This window comes from Bradyrhizobium sp. LeoA1Lang (assembly GCF_055413685.1).
The window spans coordinates 38,122-57,346 of sequence record NZ_JBVAPG010000014.1 but is presented as its reverse complement, the minus strand read 5'-3'; the positions used below and the strand labels follow the sequence as shown (position 1 = coordinate 57,346).

Genomic DNA, 19,225 nt, shown 5'->3' with positions numbered 1-19,225 from the left:
GCGACTCGCCCCTCTCCGTGGGAGGTGTAGAGTTCCCGCGTCCGTCGGCCGCGTGCTTGCCGATTTTTGTCAAGTGTGACATCACGTTATCCTCCTGACGGTACAAGACCTTATCGGGAGGTTGGGGCATGGCCCAACCTTAAGTTCTGTTTTTGCACTGCCGTAAATTCTTGACATTCTTTAAGGTGAGTGATTACTCACGCGCATGTCTACCCTGCGCATGACAAGTGACTTGCGGCGGCAGTTGATTCTGAGCGCCGCCAAGCGATGCTTTGCCCGCCATGGCTTTGCCGGCACCACGACCAAGAGCGTGGCGGCCGCCGCTTCCATTTCGGAAGGGCTGTTGTTCAAGCACTTCCCCTCCAAGGCGGCGCTTTACGCCGAAATCCTCGCAGAAGAGTGCGAGGCCGACCCCGATCTTGCGCATCTGCTCGGGCTGGAGCCGTCGACCGCAACCCTGATCGAACTCGTGAAGGGCATGGTCGGGCATTTCCTGGAGGTATCACAGGGGCCGGACGAGGAGGACGCGCAGCGGATGCGCCTGATGACGTCCAGTCATCTCGACGACGGCGAATTCGCGCGGCTTCTTTACGACAAGATCGGCAGCCTGATCGAGCCGACCTTCACCGCGTCGATGGAACGCGCCGTTGCCGCCGGCGACGCCACCCGCATCGGCAGCGTGCCGCTCAATCTGTTCTGGTTCGCGCACCATGTCGTGCTGATGTCGGCGCTGACGCGGCTGCCGACGACGCCGTGCCTCACCTACGGCGACGCTCCCGACCTCGAGCGCCAGATTTGCGAATTCATCCTGCGCGGCATCGGGCTCACCGAAGCCGCGATTTCCTTTTATTTGAACCGTCAGCCGTCACCGAGCCGGGGACAATCGGTAACAGCAGAAAGTGCATGACATGAACATCGTGACCGAAACCAATATCAAGGGCGAACCGATCGATAAAAAGCCGCACAAGCGGCCGGTCAGGATGGGGCGCTGGTTCATCATCGTCGGATTGGCGTTGACGCTCGTCGTCGGCGGCCTGGTCTGGTTCAACTATTTCCGCGCCAAGATGATCGGCGAGTTCTTCGCCAACATGAAGCCGCCGCCGGTGACGGTGAATGCGGCCGAGGCGAAATCGGAAGTCGTGCCGAACCTTTTGACCGCGGTCGGCGAACTCGCCGCCGTGCACCAGGTCAACGTCACCTCCGACGTCTCGGGACGCATCACGGATATCCTGTTCACCGCGGGCGCCGAGGTAAAGGCGGGTGCGCCGCTGGTTCAACTGTTCGACGGGCCGGAGCAGGGCGACCTCGCCAGCTTCAAGGCGCAGGCGACGGTGGCGCAGCTCTCGCTCGACCGCGCCAAGCAGCTTGCGGCGCGCAATTTCGGGCCGCAGGCCACGGTCGACCAGACCCAGGCCGCGTATGACCAGGCTCTGGCCGGCATTGCCAAGACCGAGGCACTGATCTCGCAGAAGCTGGTCCGCGCCCCCTTCAATGGCGAGCTTGGCGTGCGCAGGGTCGAGGTCGGTCAATATCTGACCGCGGGCAATCAGGTCGTGTCGCTGACCGATCTGTCGATGCTCTACGACAACTTCACGGTGACGGAAAAGGACAGCGGCCAGCTCAAGGTCGGCCAGACTGTTCGCATCAAGGTCGACGCCTATCCGGATCGCGTCTTCGAAGGCAAGCTGACCACGATCGAGCCGCAGGTCGCGACCGACACCCGCAACATCCGCGTGCAGGCCACCGTCGCCAATCCGGAAAAGATCCTCAAGCCCGGCATGTTCGCGACCACCACGGTGGTGCTGCCTGACAAGCCGGCGGTGATCACGGTTCCGGAAACCGCGGTCGACTACTCGCTCTATGGTGACTCGGTCTACCTGATCACCGAGAAAAAGGAGAACGACGGCAAGACCAGCCTGACGGCGGTGCGTACCTTCGTGCAGACCGGCAAGCGATTTGGCGGCCGCACCGAAATCGTCCGCGGCCTGAAGGCGGGCGACCGTATCGTAGCGCTCGGTCAGATCAAGCTGCAGTCAGGCGCTGCGGTTGCGATCTCCACCGAGCCGACGCCGCCGATCCCGGCCGAACCGCCGCGCTACTGAGAAGCAGGACCCCGTAAATGTCCTTCACCGACATCTTCATCAAGCGGCCGGTCCTGTCGGTCGTCGTCAGCCTGCTGATCCTCCTGATCGGCTTGCGGGCTGCGACCGTGCTCCCGATCCGGCAATATCCGAAACTGTCGAACACCGTGGTCAACGTCACCACCAGCTATCCCGGTGCGTCGGCCGACCTGATCCAGGGCTTCATCACGACGCCGATCGAGCAGGCGGTCGCCTCGGCCGAAGGCGTCGACTACATCACCTCGTCCTCGGTGCTCGGCACCTCCACGATCCAGGTTTACATCAAGCTGAACTTCGACCCGAACCAGGCGCTCACCGAGGTGCTCGCCAAGGTCAACTCGGTCAAATACCTGATCCCGAGGGAATCAAACGATCCGGTCGTCACCAAGACCACCGGCCAGACCACGGCCGTGATGTATCTCGGCTTCTCCAGCGAGGAGCTGTCAGGATCGGCGATCTCCGATTACCTCACGCGCGTGGTCCAGCCGTTGCTGTCGACGGTTGACGGCGTGGCTTCCGCCGACATCCTCGGTGGCCAGACTTTTGCGATGCGATTGTGGCTCGACCCGATCAAGATGGCGGGGCGCGGCGTGTCGCCCACGGATGTTGCGCAGGCGATTGCATCCAACAACTTCCAGGCTGCCGCCGGCCAGTCCAAGGGCTACTACATCGTCTCCAACGTCTCGACCAACACCGACCTGCGCAACATCGATGAGTTCAAGCGCATGATCGTGAAGTCGAGGGAGGGCGGTTTCGTCCGGATGGAGGATATCGCGCAAGTCGAGCTTGCCGCGCAAAGCACGGACGCGAGCGTCGCGTTCAATAGCGAGCATGCGATCTTCATCGGCATCAACGCGACCCCGCAAGGTAACCCGCTGACCCTTGTGAAGGGCGTCCGCGCCCTGTTCCCGGAACTCGAGCGCAACCTGCCGCCGTCGTTGAAGATGAAGGTGGCCTACGATTCCACCAAGTTCATTCAATCGTCGATCGACGAGGTGGAGAAGACGCTCGGCGAAGCCGTCGTGATCGTTATCGTGGTGATCTTCCTGTTCCTGGCCTCGATCCGGTCGGTCATCATCCCCGTGGTCACGATCCCGTTGTCGCTGATCGGTGTCTGCAGCCTGATGCTGGTCATGGGCTTCAGCATCAACCTCCTGACCCTGCTTGCGATGGTGCTCGCGATCGGTCTCGTGGTCGACGATGCCATCGTGGTGGTGGAGAACATCCACCGCCATCTTGAGGAGGGCAAGACGCCGGTACAAGCCTCATTGATCGGCGCGCGCGAGATCGTGGGTCCGGTCATCTCCATGACCATCACGCTCGCCGCGGTGTACGCGCCGATCGGCTTCCTTGGCGGTCTCACCGGTGCGCTGTTCCGCGAATTCGCCTTCACGCTGGCGGGCTCGGTGATCGTGTCGGGCGTGATCGCGCTGACGCTGTCGCCGATGATGTGCTCGGTGCTCCTGAAGAACACCGAGGAAGGACGTTTCGCGCGGGCGGTCAACCGCGTGTTCGGTTCATTGACGCGCTGGTACGGCCGCAAGCTCGACCGCTCGCTCGACTACCGGCCGATCACCGGCTTGTTCGCGCTGACCATGCTCGGCCTCGTCGGCTTCCTCTACATGCACACGATGAAGGAGCTGGCGCCCGAAGAGGACCAGGGCATCGTGTTCGCGCTGACCAAGGCGCCGAAATACGCCAACATCGACTACGTCGACTTCTACGGCGAGAAGATGGACAAGGTGTTCCAGAAGTTTCCGGAGACGGATCTGCGCTTTATTCTGAACGGCACGCCGAGTGCGCAAAGCGGCATCGCCGGCATGCTGCTCACCCCGTGGGATGAGCGCAAGCGTTCGGCCATTGCGTTGAAGCCGCTGGTGCAGGCGGAACTGTCAAAGATCGAAGGCGTCAACGCCTTCGCCTTCAACCTGCCGCCGTTGCCAGGTGGTCCGGGCGGCCTGCCGGTGCAGATGGTGATCAATTCGACCGTCAGCTTCCAGGCCATCTATGAGCAGATGGAGAAATTGAAGGCCGCCGCGCGCAAGAGCGGCATGTTCATCGTCAGCGACAGCGATCTCGATTTCAACCAGCCGGTGGTGCGCGTCCGCGTCGACCGCTCCAAGGCAAGCGACCTCGGCATCAACATGCAGCAGGTTGGCGCCACGCTGGCCACGCTGCTCGGCGGCAACTATGTCAACCGCTTCAACCTGGAGGGACGTTCCTACCAGGTGATCCCGCAGGTGCCGCGTGCCGTCCGCCTGTCGCCGGAGGCGCTCGGTGGTTACTACGTGCCGACCAACACCGGGCAGTTGGTGCCGATCTCGACCGTCGTCTCGATCGAGACGGGCACCGATCCGAACGCGCTGACGCACTACAACCAGCTCAACTCGGCGACGTTCTCAGCGGTGCCGATGCCGGGCGTGACGGTTGGCCAGGCGGTCGAGTTCCTCGAAGGCGAGGCGAAGAAGCTGCCGGCCGGCTTCGGCCATGACTATCTGGCGGACTCGCGGCAATATGTGCAGGAGGGCAACCAGCTCGTCATCACCTTCGCGTTCGCCGTGATCATCATCTTCCTGGTGCTGGCGGCGCAGTTCGAGAGCTTGCGCGACCCGCTGGTCATCATGGTCTCGGTGCCCATGGCGATCGTCGGCGCCCTGATCCCGCTGTTCTTCGGCGTGGCGACCATGAACATCTACACCCAGGTTGGGTTGCTGACGCTGGTCGGCCTCATCACCAAGCACGGGATCCTGATGGTGGAGTTCGCCAACGAGCTGCAGCTCAACGAGGGGCTTGACCGCCGCTCGGCCATCGAGATGTCAGCCCGCATCCGCTTGCGTCCGATCCTGATGACGACGGCGGCGATGGTCACCGGCCTGATCCCGCTCTTGACCGCATCGGGCGCTGGCGCTGCCAGCCGGTTCTCGATCGGCCTGGTCGTGGTTGCGGGCATGCTGATCGGCACGCTGTTCACGCTGTTCGTGCTGCCCGCGGTCTACGTGACGATCGCCACCGATCACCGGGCGAAAGCGACTTCGGAGCGCAACAAGCAGATCGCCGACTACGAGCTCGGCGATGGCGGAGCGCTCAAGCCTACCTGAGACTTCTTGGCCCCAAAGTCTCAGCGAAAGGGCGGCGACGGTCCTACCGTTGTCGCCCTTTTGGTTTTCCGGAAAGCATGATGAGGTAGCCCGGATGGAGCGAAGCGCAATCCGGGACTCGATCGGATGCATCGCGTGATCCCCGGATTTCGCTTCGCTCCATCCGGGCTACAGTCAATGCAACTAGAACGACAAGATTCGGGGAAACAGACATGGTGAGCGATTTCGCGCCCGGCAATTATCGTTTCATTCCAGCCGTGTTCCAGTATTCGAGCGGCGCGGCCGCCAATCCGGGCTTTGAAGTCGAGCGCGTGCGCTTTGACAGGCTGGTGCCGCTTGCCGAAGGCTTTGCGCGGATCGCAAGCCATATCCAGGCGGCGGAACGGCCGTTGACCTCGTTCTGCGCCTGCGAGTTACGTTCGCCGGCGGCGGTCTCAGAGCAGGGCTTTCGCGCCTTCAACGAGCATTATGTGAAGACGCTCGCGGAGTGGGGGCTGTTCGATGGCACCACCAATCCGGTGGCGCGCAGCAATGTCTGTCCCGAAATCGATCCGCCCGCCGAGCCCTCATTCTATGCATTCTCCTTCACGCGCCCGAGCACGGGGAGCTCACCGTCCTTCGTGATCGCCGGTGGCGCCGAGGCGCGCGGCGGTGCCGGCAGCTATCCCGAGCGCATCGTCCGCTATCGCGACATGAGCCCGGAAGCCTGGCAGGAGAAGGTGCGCTTCACCGTGGGCGAGATGGAGCGGCGGCTCGCCGAATTCGGCTTCACCTGGCGGGACACCACCGGCGCGCAGGTCTACACCGTGCACGATTTCCATCCGCATCTCGCCGACGAGCTGGTGCGCCGCGGCGCCACCCGCTCCGGCCTGACCTGGCATTTTGCCCGGCCGCCGGTGGTCGATCTCGAATACGAGATGGATTGCCGCCGCGTGCTGCGGGAGCTGGTAATCTAAAAGCGCGTCTCTCTCCCCGTCATTGCGAGCGGAGCGAAGCAATCTATCTCGCCGCTCGTGGAGGCATGGATTGCTTCGTCGCTTTGCTCCTCGCAATGACGCGCAGTGAGGCGTGAGCGCCCCTTACCTTCCAGCGGCGTAGCCCTGCATGCCGCGCGGGTTGGCGGCGGCGCGGCGCTTGCGCCCCACGCGCGAAGCCGCCGTCAGCCGTCCCTCCGACCAGTCAGGCCCGACCTCGACGATGTGGCCGCGACGCTGCAACTCGTCGATGCTCGCCTTGGGCACGCGACCTTCGACGACGAGCACGCCCGGGCGCGCGGTGCGTGGCCAGAACGAGATCGGGAAATGCTCGGAATGCCAGGCCGGCGCGTCGATCGCCTCCTGCAGGTTCAGCTTGGCATGGACGTGGCGGAGGAAGAACTGCGTGATCCATTGGTCCTGCTGGTCGCCGCCCGGCGAGCCCCAGGCCAGATAGGGCTCGCCGTCGCGCAGCGCCATGGTGGGCGAGAGCGTGGTGCGTGGGCGCTTGCCCGGCGCAAGCGCGGCGGGGTGATTCTCCTCGAGCCAGAACATCTGCGCGCGGCTGCCGAGGCAGAAGCCGAGCTCGGGGATAACAGGCGAGGACTGCAGCCAGCCGCCGGAGGGCGTCGCCGAGATCATGTTGCCGGCCTTGTCGATGATGTCGAAATGCACGGTGTCGCCGCGCACCTCGCCAAAACGGCCGACGGTGGGCTCGCCCGCGCCCATCGCACCGACCGCCTCGCGATGGCCCTCGGCGCGGCGCAGCTTCACCACCGCGCCAAAGCCTTCGACCGAGCCGGGGATGAAGTCGAGCGAAGCCTTGTCCTTCGAGATCAGCTTGCGGCGCTCGTCGTTATAGGCATCCGAGAGCAGCGTTTCGATCGGGATATCCGTGAAGTTCGGATCGCCGTAGAATGTCTCGCGGTCGGCGTAAGCGAGCTTGGCGCATTCGATCTGCAGATGGATGAAATCGGCGCTGGTGGGATCGAGGCCGTCGAGGTCAAAACCCTTCAGCAAAGCGAGTTGCTGCAGCATCACCGGGCCCTGGCTCCAGACGCCGGCCTTGCACACGGTGTAGCGGGCGTAATCGCAGGTCAGGGGCGCTTCGATCGTGGGCTGCCAGCGTGCCATGTCGTCGGCCGAGAGCACGCCGCGATGCGGCGAGCCGGAGACGTCCATCACTTCCTGGGTGCGGCAGAATTTGTCGATCGCCTCGGCGACAAAGCCCTTCGACCACGCCTGGCGCGCGCGCTCGATCTGTGCGACGCGGTCGCTGCCGGCGCTTTCCGCTTCTTTCAGGATGCGGGCGTAAGTTTCCGAAAGGCGCTTGTTAGTGAAGATCGTGCCGGGCTTGGGCACCTCGTTGTTGGGCAGATAGACCTCGGCCGAGGTCGTCCAGTATTTCCGGAACAATTGCTCCACGATCTTGATGGTGGCGGAGGCGCGTTCGACCAGCGGAAAGCCTTCGCCGGCATAGGCGATCGCGGGCTCGAGCACGTCGCGTAGCTTGAGCGTGCCGTAATCGCGCAGCAGCAGCATCCAGGACTCGAACGTGCCGGGCACACAGGCGGCGAGCAGGCCGGTGCCGGGCACCATCTCCAGCCCTTCGCTGCGATAATGCGCGATCGTCGCCTTCGCCGGCGCGGGACCCTGGCCGCAAATCACCTCGGTCTTACCGCGCTTCACGTCATGGACGATGACCGGTACGTCGCCGCCTGGACCGTTCAGGTGCGGCTCGACCACCTGCAGCGTGAAGGCGGTGGCGACGCCGGCGTCGAAGGCGTTGCCGCCTTTTTCCAGCGTGGCCATACCGACCGCGGTCGCGATCCAATGCGTCGAGGTGACGACGCCGAACGTGCCTTCGATCTCGGGACGCGTCGTGAACGGATCGGGATTGATGTTGCCCATGGCTCGCCACCAGTTGTTTTTTGTGCGGGCGCACTTGATCACAGGCGGACGCTGCTGCCAACGGCGCGGCCGGCATGGCTACCTCGCATCCATGTGGTCACGCGGGCGCGGCAGCCTCGGCCGGGGAGTTGACGGCATGGCAGGCGACGCCGTCGATCAGCTCCGGCGCCTTTTGGCGGCATAAATCGAACGCGAGCGGGCAGCGCGGGTTGAAGGCGCATCCCGGCGGCGGATTGATCGGGTTCGGGATTTCGCCTTTGACGGGAATGCGCTGGCGGCCGCTCATGCCGAGATCAGGGACCGCGCCAAGCAGCATCTTGGTGTAGGGCATGCGCGGATGATTGAACAGCGCGCGGCCCTCCGCGACCTCCACGATGCGGCCGAGATACATCACGCCGATCCGGCTCGCCATGTGGCGCACGACGGCAAGATTGTGGCTGATGAAGAGGTAGGTGAGGCCGAACTTGTCCTGCAGGTCGCGCATCAGGTTGAGGATCTGCGCCTGCACGGAGACGTCGAGTGCCGAGGTCGGCTCGTCGCAGACGATGAACTCGGCTTCTGATGCGAGCGCGCGGGCGATCGCAATGCGCTGGCGCTGGCCGCCGGAGAATTCGTGCGGGTATTTCAGGCCGTCATCGGCATGCAGCCCGACCAGCGACAGCAACTCGCCGACGCGGGCGCGGATGTCGCGTTCACCCTGGATCAGGTCGAAGGCGCGGATCGGCTCCGAGACGATGGCATCGACCCGGAAGCGCGGATTGAGGCTCGCATAGGGATCCTGGAAGATCATCTGGATGCGCCGGCGCAAGCGCTGGCGCGCCTGCGCCTGCCTCGGATCGGTCATCGAGACGCCGTCGATCACGACCTCGCCCGAGCTCCGCGGCAACAGCCCGACCACCATCCGCGCCACCGTGGTCTTGCCGGAGCCGGATTCGCCGACCAGCGCAAAGGTTTCGCCTTTGCGGATATCGAAGGTGACGCCGTCGACCGCCCTGAGGAATTCGAGATGGCCGCCTTCGAGCACGCGGTTGAGCCACGGCTTTGACACGTCGAACACGCGCCGGAGATTCTTGACCTCGATGAACGATGTCATGCCGCACTCTCCTTCGCGGCGCGGTCGTAGAGATGGCAGGCGACGGCCTGCGCGCCTTGGCGGGTCGGTTCGGGACGCTCGACCCGGCAGCGGTCGAAGGCAAAAGCGCAGCGCGGGTTGAACGGGCAGCCCGGCGGAATCGCCGACAATCGCGGCATGGAGCCGGGAATCTGCACCAATCGCCTGTCCTCGCCGGCAAGCGTCGGGATCGCGCCCATCAGGCCCTTGGCGTAGGGATGCAGTGGGTTCCGCACGACGTCCTGCACCGGGCCGATCTCGGCGATGCGGCCGGAATACATCACCGCGACGCGGTCGCAGGTCTCGGCGATCACGCCCATGTCGTGGGTCACCAGCATCACCGCCGTGCCGTGGTCGCGGCCGAGCCGCTTGATCAGTGCGATGATCTGCGCCTGCACGGAAACGTCGAGCGCGGTCGTCGGCTCGTCCGCGATGATCAGTTCCGGCTCGGCGCAGATCGCGAGCGCAATCACGACACGCTGGCGCATGCCGCCGGAGAATTCATGCGGATAGCCGTCGACGCGCTTTTCCGGCGCGGGGATGCCGACCTCGGCGAGCAGGTCGACGGCGCGCTTGCGCGCGGCGCTTTCGGAGAGGTTGGTGTGGGTGCGGATGGTCTCGACGATCTGGTCGCCGATCCGATAGAGCGGGTTGAGGCTCGTCAGCGGATCCTGGAAGATCATGCCGATGCGCTTGCCCCGCACGCGCCGGATCTCCTCCGGTGGCAAGTGATCGATGCGCATGCCCGAGAGATGTATCTCGCCGCCGGAGATGCGGCCGGGCAGATCGATCAGGCCGATGACGGCAAGGCCCGTGACCGACTTGCCGGCGCCGGATTCGCCGACCACGCCCAGCACCTCGCCCTTGGCGATGTCGAAGGAGACGCCGTCGATCGCGCGCAACGTCGCGCGGCGGGTGACGAACTCCACCTTCAGGTCACGCACGGAGAGGACAGGCACGGTCATCGGAGCTTCGGATTGAGCGCGTCGCGCAGCCAGTCGCCGAGCAGGTTGATCGAGAGGATCAAGCCGGCCAGCGCAATGCCGGGGAAGGCGACGATCCACCATTCGCCGGCGAAGAGATAGTTGTTACCGATCCGGATCAACGTTCCGAGCGAGGGCATGGTGTCGGGCATGCCTGAGCCCAAGAATGACAGCGTCGCCTCGGTGATGATCGCGAGCGCCAGGTTGATGGTGGCGATGACGAGGATCGGGCCCATCGTGTTGGGCAGCACGTGGCGCAGCATGATCTTGGGCGCGGGCAGGCCGATCAGTTGCGCGGCGGCGACATAATCCTTGTTCTTCTCCACCATGACCGAGCCGCGCACGGTGCGGGCATATTGCACCCAGAAGCTTAGGCCGATCGCGACGACGAGCACGGCGAGCATGCTCGTCGGATCGAGCCGGTTGCCGAACACGGATTTGGCGACGCCGTTGACGATCAGCGCGATCAGGATCGCCGGGAAGGTGAGCTGCACGTCGGCGATCCGCATGATCACGGCGTCGACGGCGCCGCCGAGATAACCCGCGATCAGCCCGAGCGTGATCCCGATCGCGCCGGCGAAGATGACGCCGAGCACGCCGACGGTGAGCGAAATGCGCAGGCCGTAGAGGATGGCGGAGAACACATCGCGGCCCTGCTCGTCGGTGCCGAGCAGGAACGGGCTCTGGCCGTCGGCGGTCCAGAGCGGCGAGATGCGTGAGTTCATCAATTGGAGCTGCGCCGGGTCGAACGGGTTCTGCACGGCGAGCACGGAAGCAAGGATCGCGAGCAGGAAGAACAGCACGGTGACCGCGGCCGCCAGCATCGTCAGCTTCGAGCGGCGGAAGGAATAGAACAGGTCGCTGTCGACGGCGCGTCGGAACCAGCCCACGCCAGAATGCGCGGTTTTGGTGTGTTGCTGAACAACGCCGTCGGACATTCTTCTGCCTCAGGCCGGTCGGCTAACGGTGGCGCGCAGGCGCGGGTCGACGATGGTGTAGAGAATGTCGACCACGAGGTTGATGGTGACGAAGATCAGCGAGACCATCAGAAGATACGCCGCCATGATCGGGATATCGACGTTTTGCACCGCCTGCACGAACATCAATCCCATGCCCGGCCACTGGAACACGGATTCGGTGATGATCGAGAATGCAATAACCGAGCCAAACTGCAGGCCGGCTACGGTAATGACGGGAACCAGCGTGTTCTTCAGCGCGTGGCCGAAATGGATCGCGCGCGTGGTCAGTCCACGGGCGCGGGCGAAGCGGATATAGTCGGTGCGCAGCACTTCCAGCATCTCCGCGCGCACCAGCCGCATGATCAGCGTCATCTGGAACAGGCCGAGCGTGATCGAGGGCATGATCAGCGCCTTGAGGCCGGACACCGTGAGCAGGCCGGTCGTCCACCAGCCGATCCGCACCACTTCGCCGCGGCCGAATGAAGGCAGCCAGCCCAGCGTCACTGCGAACAGGTAGATCAGGAGGACGCCGATCAGGAAGGTCGGCAGCGAGATGCCGATCAGCGAGACCGCCTGGCATAGTTTGGCAAGCAGGGTGTCGCGCCTGAGCGCGGCATAGACGCCCATCAGGATGCCGAACACCATCGCGAAGATCGTGGCGCAGATCGCAAGCTCCAGCGTCGCCGGCAACCGCTCGGCGAGCAGCGTCGAGACCGGCTGCCGGAACTGATAGGAGACGCCGAACTTGAACTGCGCGGCGTTGACGAAATAGCGCGCGAACTGGATCAGCACGGGATCATCGAGCCCGAGCGATTTGCGCACCGCCTCGCGCTCGGCCGCGGGCGTGTCGATCGAGACAATCTGGCTGACGGGGTCGCCGGCGAAACGGAACATCGCGAAGGCGATGATCCCGACGGCGATCATTACCCCGATGGCTTGAACGGCACGGCGAAGCGTGAAAGCGAGCATCTCTTCCTTTCACCCGAAGCGTTGGCGATTTCCCGCCACTAAGCAAAAGGTCCCGGAGCACGGGGCTGCCGGGACCTTGGAGCGGCGAAGCTTTATTCCGATTTGACCATCCAGTAGGGCAGGACCTGGTTGTCCGGGCGCTGCACCACTTTCAATTTTTTCGAGACACCCCAGGCCAGCGCCTGCTGATGCAGCGGGATGTAGGCCCAGTCCTTCATCGCGATCTCGAAGCCGGCCTTGATCAATTGGTCGCGCTTGGCGGTGTCGGTCTCCTGCAGCACCTTGTCGGCGATGTCATCGAATTCCTTGTTGCAGTAGCCGCCGAGATTGGTCTCGCCGCGCGCCGATTTCGGATCGTCGCGGCAGCCCATGATGTCATACATCACGTTGTGCGAGTCGAGCGTGCCGGGCGTCCATCCCAGCATGTAGAACGAGGTCTGGTAGCCGCCGGGCTTCAGAATTTTTGCAAAATACTGCGCTTTCGGTTGCGCCAGCAGGTTCACCTTCACGCCGATGCGGGCGAGCATGCCAACCACAGCCTGACAGATCGCGGCGTCGTTGACATAGCGGTCGTTCGGGCAATCCATGGTGACTTCGAAGCCGTCGGGATAGCCGGCTTCCGTCAGGAGCTTCTTGGCGCCGTCGGGATCGAATTTCGGACGGGTGAAATCCTTCGACAGCGCGAACAGTTGCGGCGCGACCATCAGCGCCGACGGCGTCGACAGCCCGCGCATCACGCGGTTCTTGATCAGTTCGATATCGATCGCCTTGTAGAAGGCCTCGCGGACGCGGATGTCCTTGAACGGGTTCTTGCCCTTGATGTTGGAGTAGAGCAGTTCATCGCGGGTCTGGTCCATGCCGAGGAAGATGGTGCGGATCTCCGGACCCTTCAGCACCTGCGCGTTCGGGCTCGAGTCGACGCGCGAGATGTCCTGGATCGGAACCGGCTCGATGATGTCGACCTCGCCCGAGAGCAGCGCGGCGACGCGGGTCGCATCGGAGGCGATCGGGGTGAAGACAATTTCCTTCAAATTGTGTTCGGGCTTCTGCCACCAGTTCGGATTGACCTTGAACACCGTCTTCACGCCGGGCTGATGGCTTTCGATCATGAAAGGCCCGGTGCCGTTGGCGTTGAGAGAGGCAAAGCTCGGCGTGGTCGCGGATGCCGGCGTGGGCTGCGTGGCGTTGTTCGCCTCAGCCCACTTCTTGTCCATGATGTACCAGGTATCCCATTGCGAATTCAGGATGGGATTGGGCGATGTCAGGATGAAATCGACAGTGTAGTCATCGACCTTGACGACCTTGGCATCGGCGGGAATGCGGGTCTGCAGATTAGAGCCCTTGGCGCGGACGCGGTCGGCAGAAAACACCACGTCGTCGGCGGTGAAGGGATCGCCGTTCTGGAATTTCACGTTCTTGCGCAGATGAAAGCGCCAACGGGTCGGCTCCGGCGTCTCCCAGCTTTCGGCGAGCGCCGGGATGATCTTCAGATCCTTGTCGCGCGCGGTGAGACCTTCATAGACCTGGCCGAGATGGGCATGGGTGGTCGTCTCGTTCAGCGTATGCGGATCCAGCGATTTGAGATCGCCCTGATTGGCGTAGCGCAGCGTCTGGGCCGAAACAGGTGTCGTCGTCGCAACGATGGCAAGACTTATTGCCGCAAGCAGATGATGACGTACCGACATTTGAACCTGTTCCCCGACTTGGTCCCGCGATGCGCGCTGTTGGTAGGATATTGCATGCCAATGTTGCCAAAGTTTACCGGGTGCGCAAGCGCGATTTCCCGTAGAAGATGAGATGAGTTTGCGCAGCCGTGCCGCAATGATTAGCTTGACGCTCGCTGGTCGGGCGTGCGCGTGACATTGAACTTTCGGAGTAAGGATGGCGGAACTGAGGGCCGACGTCATTGTCCTGGGGGCTGGCATGGTCGGTGTCGGTGCCGCCTTGCATCTGCAAAAACGAGGCCGCGATGTCGTCCTCGTCGACCGGCACGATGCCGCTGGCGAGGAGACGAGTTACGGCAACACCGGCATCATCGAATGCGCCTCGGTTTTTCCTTACATGTTCCCGCGGGATTTCGGCGAGCTCCTCCGCTATGCGCTGAACCGCGCGCCGCAGGTGCGCTACCGCGTCGCCGACCTGCCGATCTTCCTGCCATGGCTCGCGCGCTATTATTTTGCCTCCTCGGCTGAGGGTGCGTTGCACAGCGCGCTCGCCGAGATGCCGCTGATCCGGCAGAGCCTGATCGAGCACGACGCGTTGATTGCAGAAGCCGACGTCCCGGAATTGCTGCGCAAGACCGGCTGGATCAAACTCTATCGCAGCAAAGCGACCTTCGCCAAGGCCGTGCGCGATACTGAGCGTGCGAAGCAATATGGCGTCACCAACGAAGTCCTCGATGCCAAGGGCATCGCCGCGCGCGAGCCGAACCTGTCGGGTGACTTCGCTGGCGCAGTATATTCGCCGGCGCCGGGCTCGGTCGCCGATCCCGGCGGGTTGGCAAAGGCCTATGCCGCGCTGTTCGGCCGCAGGGGCGGCCGCTTCTTTGTCGGCGACGCCCGCACGCTCGAACAATCCGGCGGACGATGGCGCGTGGCAATCAGCGAGGGCAGTGTGACTGCCCGCGAGGTGGTGGTCGCGATGGGCCCGTGGTCCGACCAGGTATTCGGCCCGCTCGGCTATTCGATCCCGCTTCAGGTCAAGCGCGGCTATCATTTGCATCTGAAGCCGGGCGGCAACGCCATGCTCAATCATCCTGTGCTCGATTCCGATCTCGGTTATTGTCTGGCGCCGATGAACCGCGGCATCCGGCTGACCACCGGCGTCGAGTTCGCCCATCGCGACGCACCGGCGTCCCCGGTGCAGGTCGAGCGGGCAGTGCCGCGGGCGCGCAACCTGTTCCCGCTCGGCGATCCCGTCGAGGCCAAGCCCTGGAAGGGCGCACGGCCCTGCCTGCCCGACATGCTGCCGGTGATCGGCAAGGCGCCGCGCCACCCCGGGCTCTGGTTCGATTTCGGCCATCAGCACCACGGGCTGACGCTCGGGCCCGTGAGCGGCCGGCTGCTTGCGGAGATGATGACCGGCGAGACGCCGTTTGCGGATGCGAACCCGTTTGCGGTGGAGCGCTTTGGTTGACCCTAGCGGGCGATGCCTGCCGCCTGCCACCATCGTCCCGCTTGCGCGACGAGCCCTCTCGCGGCGATACTGCACCACGGCATGATCCGTTCGAAGAATCGATTCCCGGGTCATGCGTCAACTGCATTGAGGAGCGGTCATGAAGGTCAACGTCGAAATAGATTGCACGCCGCTCGAAGCCCGGCAGTTCTTCGGCCTGCCGGATGTCGCGCCGATGCAGACGGCGGTCATGGAAAAGCTGCAGCAGCAGATGACCTCGAACATCGAGAAAGTCTCGCCGGAAGCTTTGATGCAGAGCTGGCTCGATCCCAAACTGGCCGAGCGTTTCCAGGACATGTTCGTGGCGATGGCCGGCCTCGGCAGCACCTCGAAGAAGGACAGGAAATAGATGACGGCCGTGGATGGCAGCCGTGAGGAGAGCGAACGCCGGCTGCGTCCACCGAACATCTGTCTGATGCTGGCCGAGGGCAGGGGCCTGTTCGAGTTCAATTCGAGCCTCCTGCTGCTGCCGCTCTTGATGCGCGCGCCGAAAGGGGACGGCCATCCGGTGCTGACGCTGCCGGGTTTCCTGGCGAGCGACCTGTCGATGGCGCCGATGCGGCGGTACCTGAAGGCGCTCGGCTATGACACCTATGCCTGGAGCCTGGGCCGCAATGTCGGCGGCCTCAGGCGGATGCGCGCGTCGCTGCGCGATCTGTTGCAGCGGATCAGCGACTCCACCGGGCGCAAGGTGAGCATCGTCGGCTGGAGCCTTGGCGGCGTCTATGCGCGTGACTTGGCGCTGAACGCGCCGAAGATGGTGCGCTCCGTCATCACGCTCGCCAGCCCCTTTGCCGGCGATATCCGCGCCACCAACGCGACGCGGCTCTACGAGGCGTTGACGGGTGAGAGCGTCGATGACATCCCCGAGGTCCGGCAGGCGATCGCCGGCGACATGCCGGTGCCGACCACCTCGATCTACTCGCGCACCGACGGCATCGTGAACTGGCGAACCAGCGTGCAGCGCCCGTCGGCAACGGCCGAAAATATCGAGGTGCTGCTCGCAAGCCATATCGGGCTCGGCGTTAATCCCGCGGCGCTCTGGGCGGTCGCCGACCGCCTGGCGCAGGCGGAGGGCGAGTTCAGGCATTTTGATCGGTCCGGCCCCTTTGCCATTGCCTATCCACCCTCGGAACAGGCACAATCCTGATCGACGCCGCAGCAAGCGGCCGTCCGAATGAGAGCGCCATCAAGGCGCCGCACGACAATCACCGGGAGGGAGCCATGGCTGACGCCAAGAAACTGTCGTCGCTGGACGCGTCGTTTCTCTATCTGGAAACGCCGGAAATGCCGATGCATGTCGGGAGCATGGCGATCTTCCGATTGCCCGACGACTACAAGGGCGACTTCTTCGAAGACTTCAAGGCGATGATCGCCTCGCGACTGCACATCGCGCCGATCCTGAAATCGCGCCTGGAAAAAGCGCCGCTCGACATCGACCACCCTTCCTGGGTGGAGGACGACCAGTTCGACATCGACCGCCACATCTTCCGCGGCAGCCTGCCGGCGCCGCATGACCGCGCCACGCTGGAGCGCCTCGTCGGCTGGATCCATGCCAAGCTCTTGAATCGCGCCCGGCCGCTGTGGGAGTTCTACGTCTTCGAGGGCATGCAGAACAACGAGATCGGTCTCTATTCCAAGATGCATCATGCTTGCATCGACGGCGGCGCGGGTGCTGCGCTCACCAGCATGATCTACGACATCTCGCCGATCCCGAGGAAGGTCGACCCGCCGACCGCGCGGAAGGTCGCGCAAGAGCCACGCGACATCGCGGCCAAACCTGATCGATTCCTATCAGCAGCTCTGGACCCAGCCGTTCGATGCCGCGGCGCCGCCAAGGACGATCGAGCTGCCGCGCTCGGGCAAGAGCGATCTGGGCTCGATCCTGTTCGACAACGCCATGTTCCAGATCGAGAACGCGATCAAATTCGCAAGCAGCGTGCCGGCGATGCTGAAAAGCGTGTCGGAGGTCATGACAAAGGTCTCGGATCCGAAATCGCGCGAAAGCCTCGCCAGCATGGTGTCGCCGCCGACCATCCTGAACAAGGCGATCTCCTCGGAGCGCAGCTTCGCCGGCACGTCGGTCTCGCTGTCGCGCGCCAAGGCGGTGGCAAAGGCGGCGGGCGGCAAGCTCAACGACGTGGTGCTGGCGCTCGCCTCCGGCGTGGTGCGCCGCCATTTGATCAGCCAGGGCGCACTGCCGAACAAGTCGCTGACGGCGGCGGTGCCGATCTCACTGCGCGAGGAGGGCAATACCGAGTCGAACAACCAGGTGTTCGGCATGATCTGCTCGATCGCGACCAACATCGAGGATCCCAAGGCGCGGCTGGAGGCGATCATCGCGCAATCCACCAAGGCGAAGGAGATGTCGCATCCGCTGCGGGCCTTCATGCCGCAGGTCTCCAATGTCTCGATGCTGGGCGCGCCGATCCTGGTGCAGATCCTGGCGCTGCTCTACAGCCGCTCGGACCTATCGAACGTGCTGCCGCCGGCGGCGAACATCACCGTCTCCAATGTGCCGGGGCCAAGACAGACGCTCTACGCCGCCGGCGCGGAACTGCTGCATATTTTCCCGGTGTCGATCGCGACCCACGGCCTTGCACTCAACATCACCGTGCAGAGCTATCGCGACCAGCTCGATTTCGGTTTCGTCGCCGGTGCCAACATCATTCCGCATGTGCAGGTTTTGTGCGACATGCTGCCACCCGAATTCGAGGCGCTGGAGGCGGCGTTCGTGCCGCCGCCAGCCGAGACCAAGAGCGCCGCTGAATAAGGATTGTCTCGATGATGGAAATGCCCCCGCTGCAATTCGCCCAGACCAACAGCATCCGCATGGGCTTCTATGAAGCCGGACCCAAGACCGACAAGCCGCCGATGGTGCTCTGCCACGGCTGGCCGGAGCTCGCCTTCTCCTGGCGCCACCAGATCAAGGCGCTGAGCGAAGCCGGCATCCGCGTGATCGCGCCGGACCAGCGCGGCTATGGCGTAACCGACCGGCCGGAGCCGGTCGAGGCCTATGATATCGAGCAACTGACCGCCGATCTCATTGGCCTGCTCGATCATCTCGGAATCGAGAAGGCCATCTTCGTCGGCCATGACTGGGGCGGCTTCGTCGTCTGGCAGATGCCGCTTCGGCATCCTGACCGTGTCGCCGGCGTGGTCGGCATCAATACCCCGCATACCAACCGTGCCTGGGCCGATCCGATCGAACTTTTGCGCAAGCGGTTCGGCGAGCAGATGTATATCGTCCAGTTCCAGGACCCCGCGCACGAGCCGGACAAGATTTTCGGCAGCCGGGTCGAGCAGACCTTTGATGCCTTCATGCGCAAGCCGGCGCGGCGGCCCGACGCTCCGGCGGAAGAGGTCGTGGCCGGCGTCGGCGCATCGCCGCGGCTCAACCTGGCTTTCCCGCAGATGATCGCGAATTACGATGCCGCGCACGATCCGCGCACACCGATCCTGTCGCCGGAAGAGAAGCAGGTGTTCGTCGATGCCTTCACCAAGACCGGCTTCACCGGCGGCATCAATTGGTACCGCAACATGTCGCGCAACTGGCAACGCTCCGAAGGGCTCGATCACACCGTGCGGGTGCCGTCGCTGATGATCATGGCCGAGAACGACGCGGTGCTGCCGCCGTCGTCGGCCGATGGAATGGAGAAGCTGATTCCAGATCTCGAGAAATATCTGGTCAGGGACAGCGGCCATTGGACGCAGCAGGAGAAGCCGGAAGAAGTCAGCGCCAAGTTGATCGAATGGCGTAGAAGGCGGTTTGGGTGAGGGGTGCGCATCAAGCAACTCCGATCGTCATTCCGGGGCGCGCGAAGCGCGAGCCCGGAATCCATCGGGCCGCATGCGATGAGGCGTAATGGATTCCGGGCCTGCGCCAAGAGGCGCATCCCGGAATGACGAGGGGAGAGATTGGTGCG

At 63.9% G+C, this 19,225-nt stretch carries 16 protein-coding genes and 1 pseudogene; 10 read left to right on the top strand and 7 right to left on the bottom strand.

The genetic code is table 11. The features are described from left to right. Positions 1–205: 205 nt before the first annotated feature. From ACZYOF_RS07760 to cnbZ, 4 genes are all read left to right on the top strand, one after another. Positions 206–907 (top strand): TetR/AcrR family transcriptional regulator, encoded by a 702-nt coding sequence (locus tag ACZYOF_RS07760; protein ID WP_130578894.1) that lies wholly within the window; start codon positions 206–208, stop codon positions 905–907. A gap of 1 nt (position 908) precedes the next feature. Further along, a complete protein-coding gene (locus ACZYOF_RS07755) occupies positions 909–2,102 on the top strand; it encodes an efflux RND transporter periplasmic adaptor subunit (RefSeq protein ID WP_394565487.1) in 1,194 nt (397 codons plus the stop codon). Positions 2,103–2,119: 17 nt separating this feature from the next. Continuing rightward, a complete protein-coding gene (locus ACZYOF_RS07750) occupies positions 2,120–5,218 on the top strand; it encodes a MexW/MexI family multidrug efflux RND transporter permease subunit (RefSeq protein WP_130578896.1) in 3,099 nt (1,032 codons plus the stop codon). Positions 5,219–5,430: 212 nt separating this feature from the next. Beyond that, entirely contained in the window at positions 5,431–6,174 is a 744-nt protein-coding gene (cnbZ, locus tag ACZYOF_RS07745; protein ID WP_130578897.1) for a 2-amino-5-chloromuconate deaminase CnbZ, read from the top strand. 123 nt (positions 6,175–6,297) lie between these two features. Here the strand turns inward: cnbZ and ACZYOF_RS07740 are convergent, their stop codons facing one another. From ACZYOF_RS07740 to ACZYOF_RS07715, 6 genes are all read right to left on the bottom strand, one after another. Further along, positions 6,298–8,103, bottom strand: a complete 1,806-nt coding sequence (locus ACZYOF_RS07740; RefSeq protein ID WP_463715362.1) for a gamma-glutamyltransferase family protein — start codon at positions 8,101–8,103, stop codon at positions 6,298–6,300. Between the two features lie 97 nt (positions 8,104–8,200). Next, positions 8,201–9,196: an ABC transporter ATP-binding protein gene (locus ACZYOF_RS07735; RefSeq protein WP_463715361.1), complete on the bottom strand. Its 996-nt coding sequence runs from the start codon at positions 9,194–9,196 to the stop codon at positions 8,201–8,203. Continuing rightward, complete coding sequence (locus ACZYOF_RS07730; RefSeq protein WP_463715360.1) at positions 9,193–10,179, bottom strand: ABC transporter ATP-binding protein; 987 nt, start codon at positions 10,177–10,179, stop codon at positions 9,193–9,195. Before ACZYOF_RS07730 ends, ACZYOF_RS07735 begins: the two co-directional genes overlap by 4 nt. Beyond that, entirely contained in the window at positions 10,176–11,135 is a 960-nt protein-coding gene (locus ACZYOF_RS07725; RefSeq protein WP_463715359.1) for an ABC transporter permease, read from the bottom strand. Before ACZYOF_RS07725 ends, ACZYOF_RS07730 begins: the two co-directional genes overlap by 4 nt. Positions 11,136–11,144: 9 nt before the next feature. After that, entirely contained in the window at positions 11,145–12,125 is a 981-nt protein-coding gene (locus ACZYOF_RS07720) for an ABC transporter permease (protein ID WP_463715358.1), read from the bottom strand. A gap of 92 nt (positions 12,126–12,217) precedes the next feature. Next, positions 12,218–13,810, bottom strand: a complete 1,593-nt coding sequence (locus ACZYOF_RS07715) for an ABC transporter substrate-binding protein (RefSeq protein ID WP_463715357.1) — start codon at positions 13,808–13,810, stop codon at positions 12,218–12,220. 196 nt (positions 13,811–14,006) lie between these two features. On the opposite strand from ACZYOF_RS07715, the gene ACZYOF_RS07710 reads away from it, so the two are divergent. The 4 genes and pseudogenes from ACZYOF_RS07710 to ACZYOF_RS07695 all read left to right on the top strand — a co-directional run. Continuing rightward, on the top strand, positions 14,007–15,260 hold the full coding sequence (locus ACZYOF_RS07710) for an NAD(P)/FAD-dependent oxidoreductase (protein ID WP_463715356.1): 1,254 nt from the start codon (positions 14,007–14,009) through the stop codon (positions 15,258–15,260). A gap of 139 nt (positions 15,261–15,399) precedes the next feature. Beyond that, positions 15,400–15,648 carry a DUF6489 family protein gene (locus ACZYOF_RS07705; RefSeq protein ID WP_028164994.1) on the top strand — a complete coding sequence of 83 codons (249 nt, stop codon included), beginning with the start codon at positions 15,400–15,402 and terminating at the stop codon, positions 15,646–15,648. Then, positions 15,649–16,449 (top strand): esterase/lipase family protein, encoded by an 801-nt coding sequence (locus tag ACZYOF_RS07700; RefSeq protein WP_463715355.1) that lies wholly within the window; start codon positions 15,649–15,651, stop codon positions 16,447–16,449. 74 nt (positions 16,450–16,523) lie between these two features. Continuing rightward, positions 16,524–17,147: pseudogene (locus ACZYOF_RS07695) on the top strand (wax ester/triacylglycerol synthase domain-containing protein); the annotation flags it as partial. Here ACZYOF_RS07695 and ACZYOF_RS07690 read toward each other — a convergent pair. After that, complete coding sequence (locus ACZYOF_RS07690; protein ID WP_463715354.1) at positions 17,094–17,273, bottom strand: hypothetical protein; 180 nt, start codon at positions 17,271–17,273, stop codon at positions 17,094–17,096. The pseudogene ACZYOF_RS07695 and the gene ACZYOF_RS07690 sit on opposite strands and share 54 nt — an antisense overlap. On the opposite strand from ACZYOF_RS07690, the gene ACZYOF_RS07685 reads away from it, so the two are divergent. After that, the gene (locus ACZYOF_RS07685; protein WP_463715353.1) at positions 17,272–18,072 is read left to right on the top strand and encodes a WS/DGAT domain-containing protein; all 801 of its coding nucleotides are present in this window, start codon (positions 17,272–17,274) and stop codon (positions 18,070–18,072) included. The two genes, ACZYOF_RS07690 and ACZYOF_RS07685, sit on opposite strands and share 2 nt — an antisense overlap. Before the next feature lie 11 nt (positions 18,073–18,083). Further along, entirely contained in the window at positions 18,084–19,076 is a 993-nt protein-coding gene (locus ACZYOF_RS07680; protein WP_463715352.1) for an alpha/beta fold hydrolase, read from the top strand. Positions 19,077–19,225 lie beyond the last annotated feature (149 nt).

Coding starts and splice junctions, on each gene's coding strand:
- ACZYOF_RS07715 (WP_463715357.1), bottom strand. CDS start 13,810: ATGTCGGTACGTCATCATCTGCTTGCGGCAATAAGTCTTGCCATCGTT.
- ACZYOF_RS07740 (WP_463715362.1), bottom strand. CDS start 8,103: ATGGGCAACATCAATCCCGATCCGTTCACGACGCGTCCCGAGATCGAA.
- ACZYOF_RS07710 (WP_463715356.1), top strand. CDS start 14,007: ATGGCGGAACTGAGGGCCGACGTCATTGTCCTGGGGGCTGGCATGGTC.
- ACZYOF_RS07730 (WP_463715360.1), bottom strand. CDS start 10,179: ATGACCGTGCCTGTCCTCTCCGTGCGTGACCTGAAGGTGGAGTTCGTC.
- ACZYOF_RS07760 (WP_130578894.1), top strand. CDS start 206: ATGTCTACCCTGCGCATGACAAGTGACTTGCGGCGGCAGTTGATTCTG.
- ACZYOF_RS07720 (WP_463715358.1), bottom strand. CDS start 12,125: ATGCTCGCTTTCACGCTTCGCCGTGCCGTTCAAGCCATCGGGGTAATG.
- cnbZ (WP_130578897.1), top strand. CDS start 5,431: ATGGTGAGCGATTTCGCGCCCGGCAATTATCGTTTCATTCCAGCCGTG.
- ACZYOF_RS07755 (WP_394565487.1), top strand. CDS start 909: ATGAACATCGTGACCGAAACCAATATCAAGGGCGAACCGATCGATAAA.
- ACZYOF_RS07725 (WP_463715359.1), bottom strand. CDS start 11,135: ATGTCCGACGGCGTTGTTCAGCAACACACCAAAACCGCGCATTCTGGC.
- ACZYOF_RS07750 (WP_130578896.1), top strand. CDS start 2,120: ATGTCCTTCACCGACATCTTCATCAAGCGGCCGGTCCTGTCGGTCGTC.
- ACZYOF_RS07700 (WP_463715355.1), top strand. CDS start 15,649: ATGACGGCCGTGGATGGCAGCCGTGAGGAGAGCGAACGCCGGCTGCGT.
- ACZYOF_RS07685 (WP_463715353.1), top strand. CDS start 17,272: ATGACAAAGGTCTCGGATCCGAAATCGCGCGAAAGCCTCGCCAGCATG.
- ACZYOF_RS07680 (WP_463715352.1), top strand. CDS start 18,084: ATGATGGAAATGCCCCCGCTGCAATTCGCCCAGACCAACAGCATCCGC.
- ACZYOF_RS07735 (WP_463715361.1), bottom strand. CDS start 9,196: ATGACATCGTTCATCGAGGTCAAGAATCTCCGGCGCGTGTTCGACGTG.
- ACZYOF_RS07690 (WP_463715354.1), bottom strand. CDS start 17,273: ATGACCTCCGACACGCTTTTCAGCATCGCCGGCACGCTGCTTGCGAAT.
- ACZYOF_RS07705 (WP_028164994.1), top strand. CDS start 15,400: ATGAAGGTCAACGTCGAAATAGATTGCACGCCGCTCGAAGCCCGGCAG.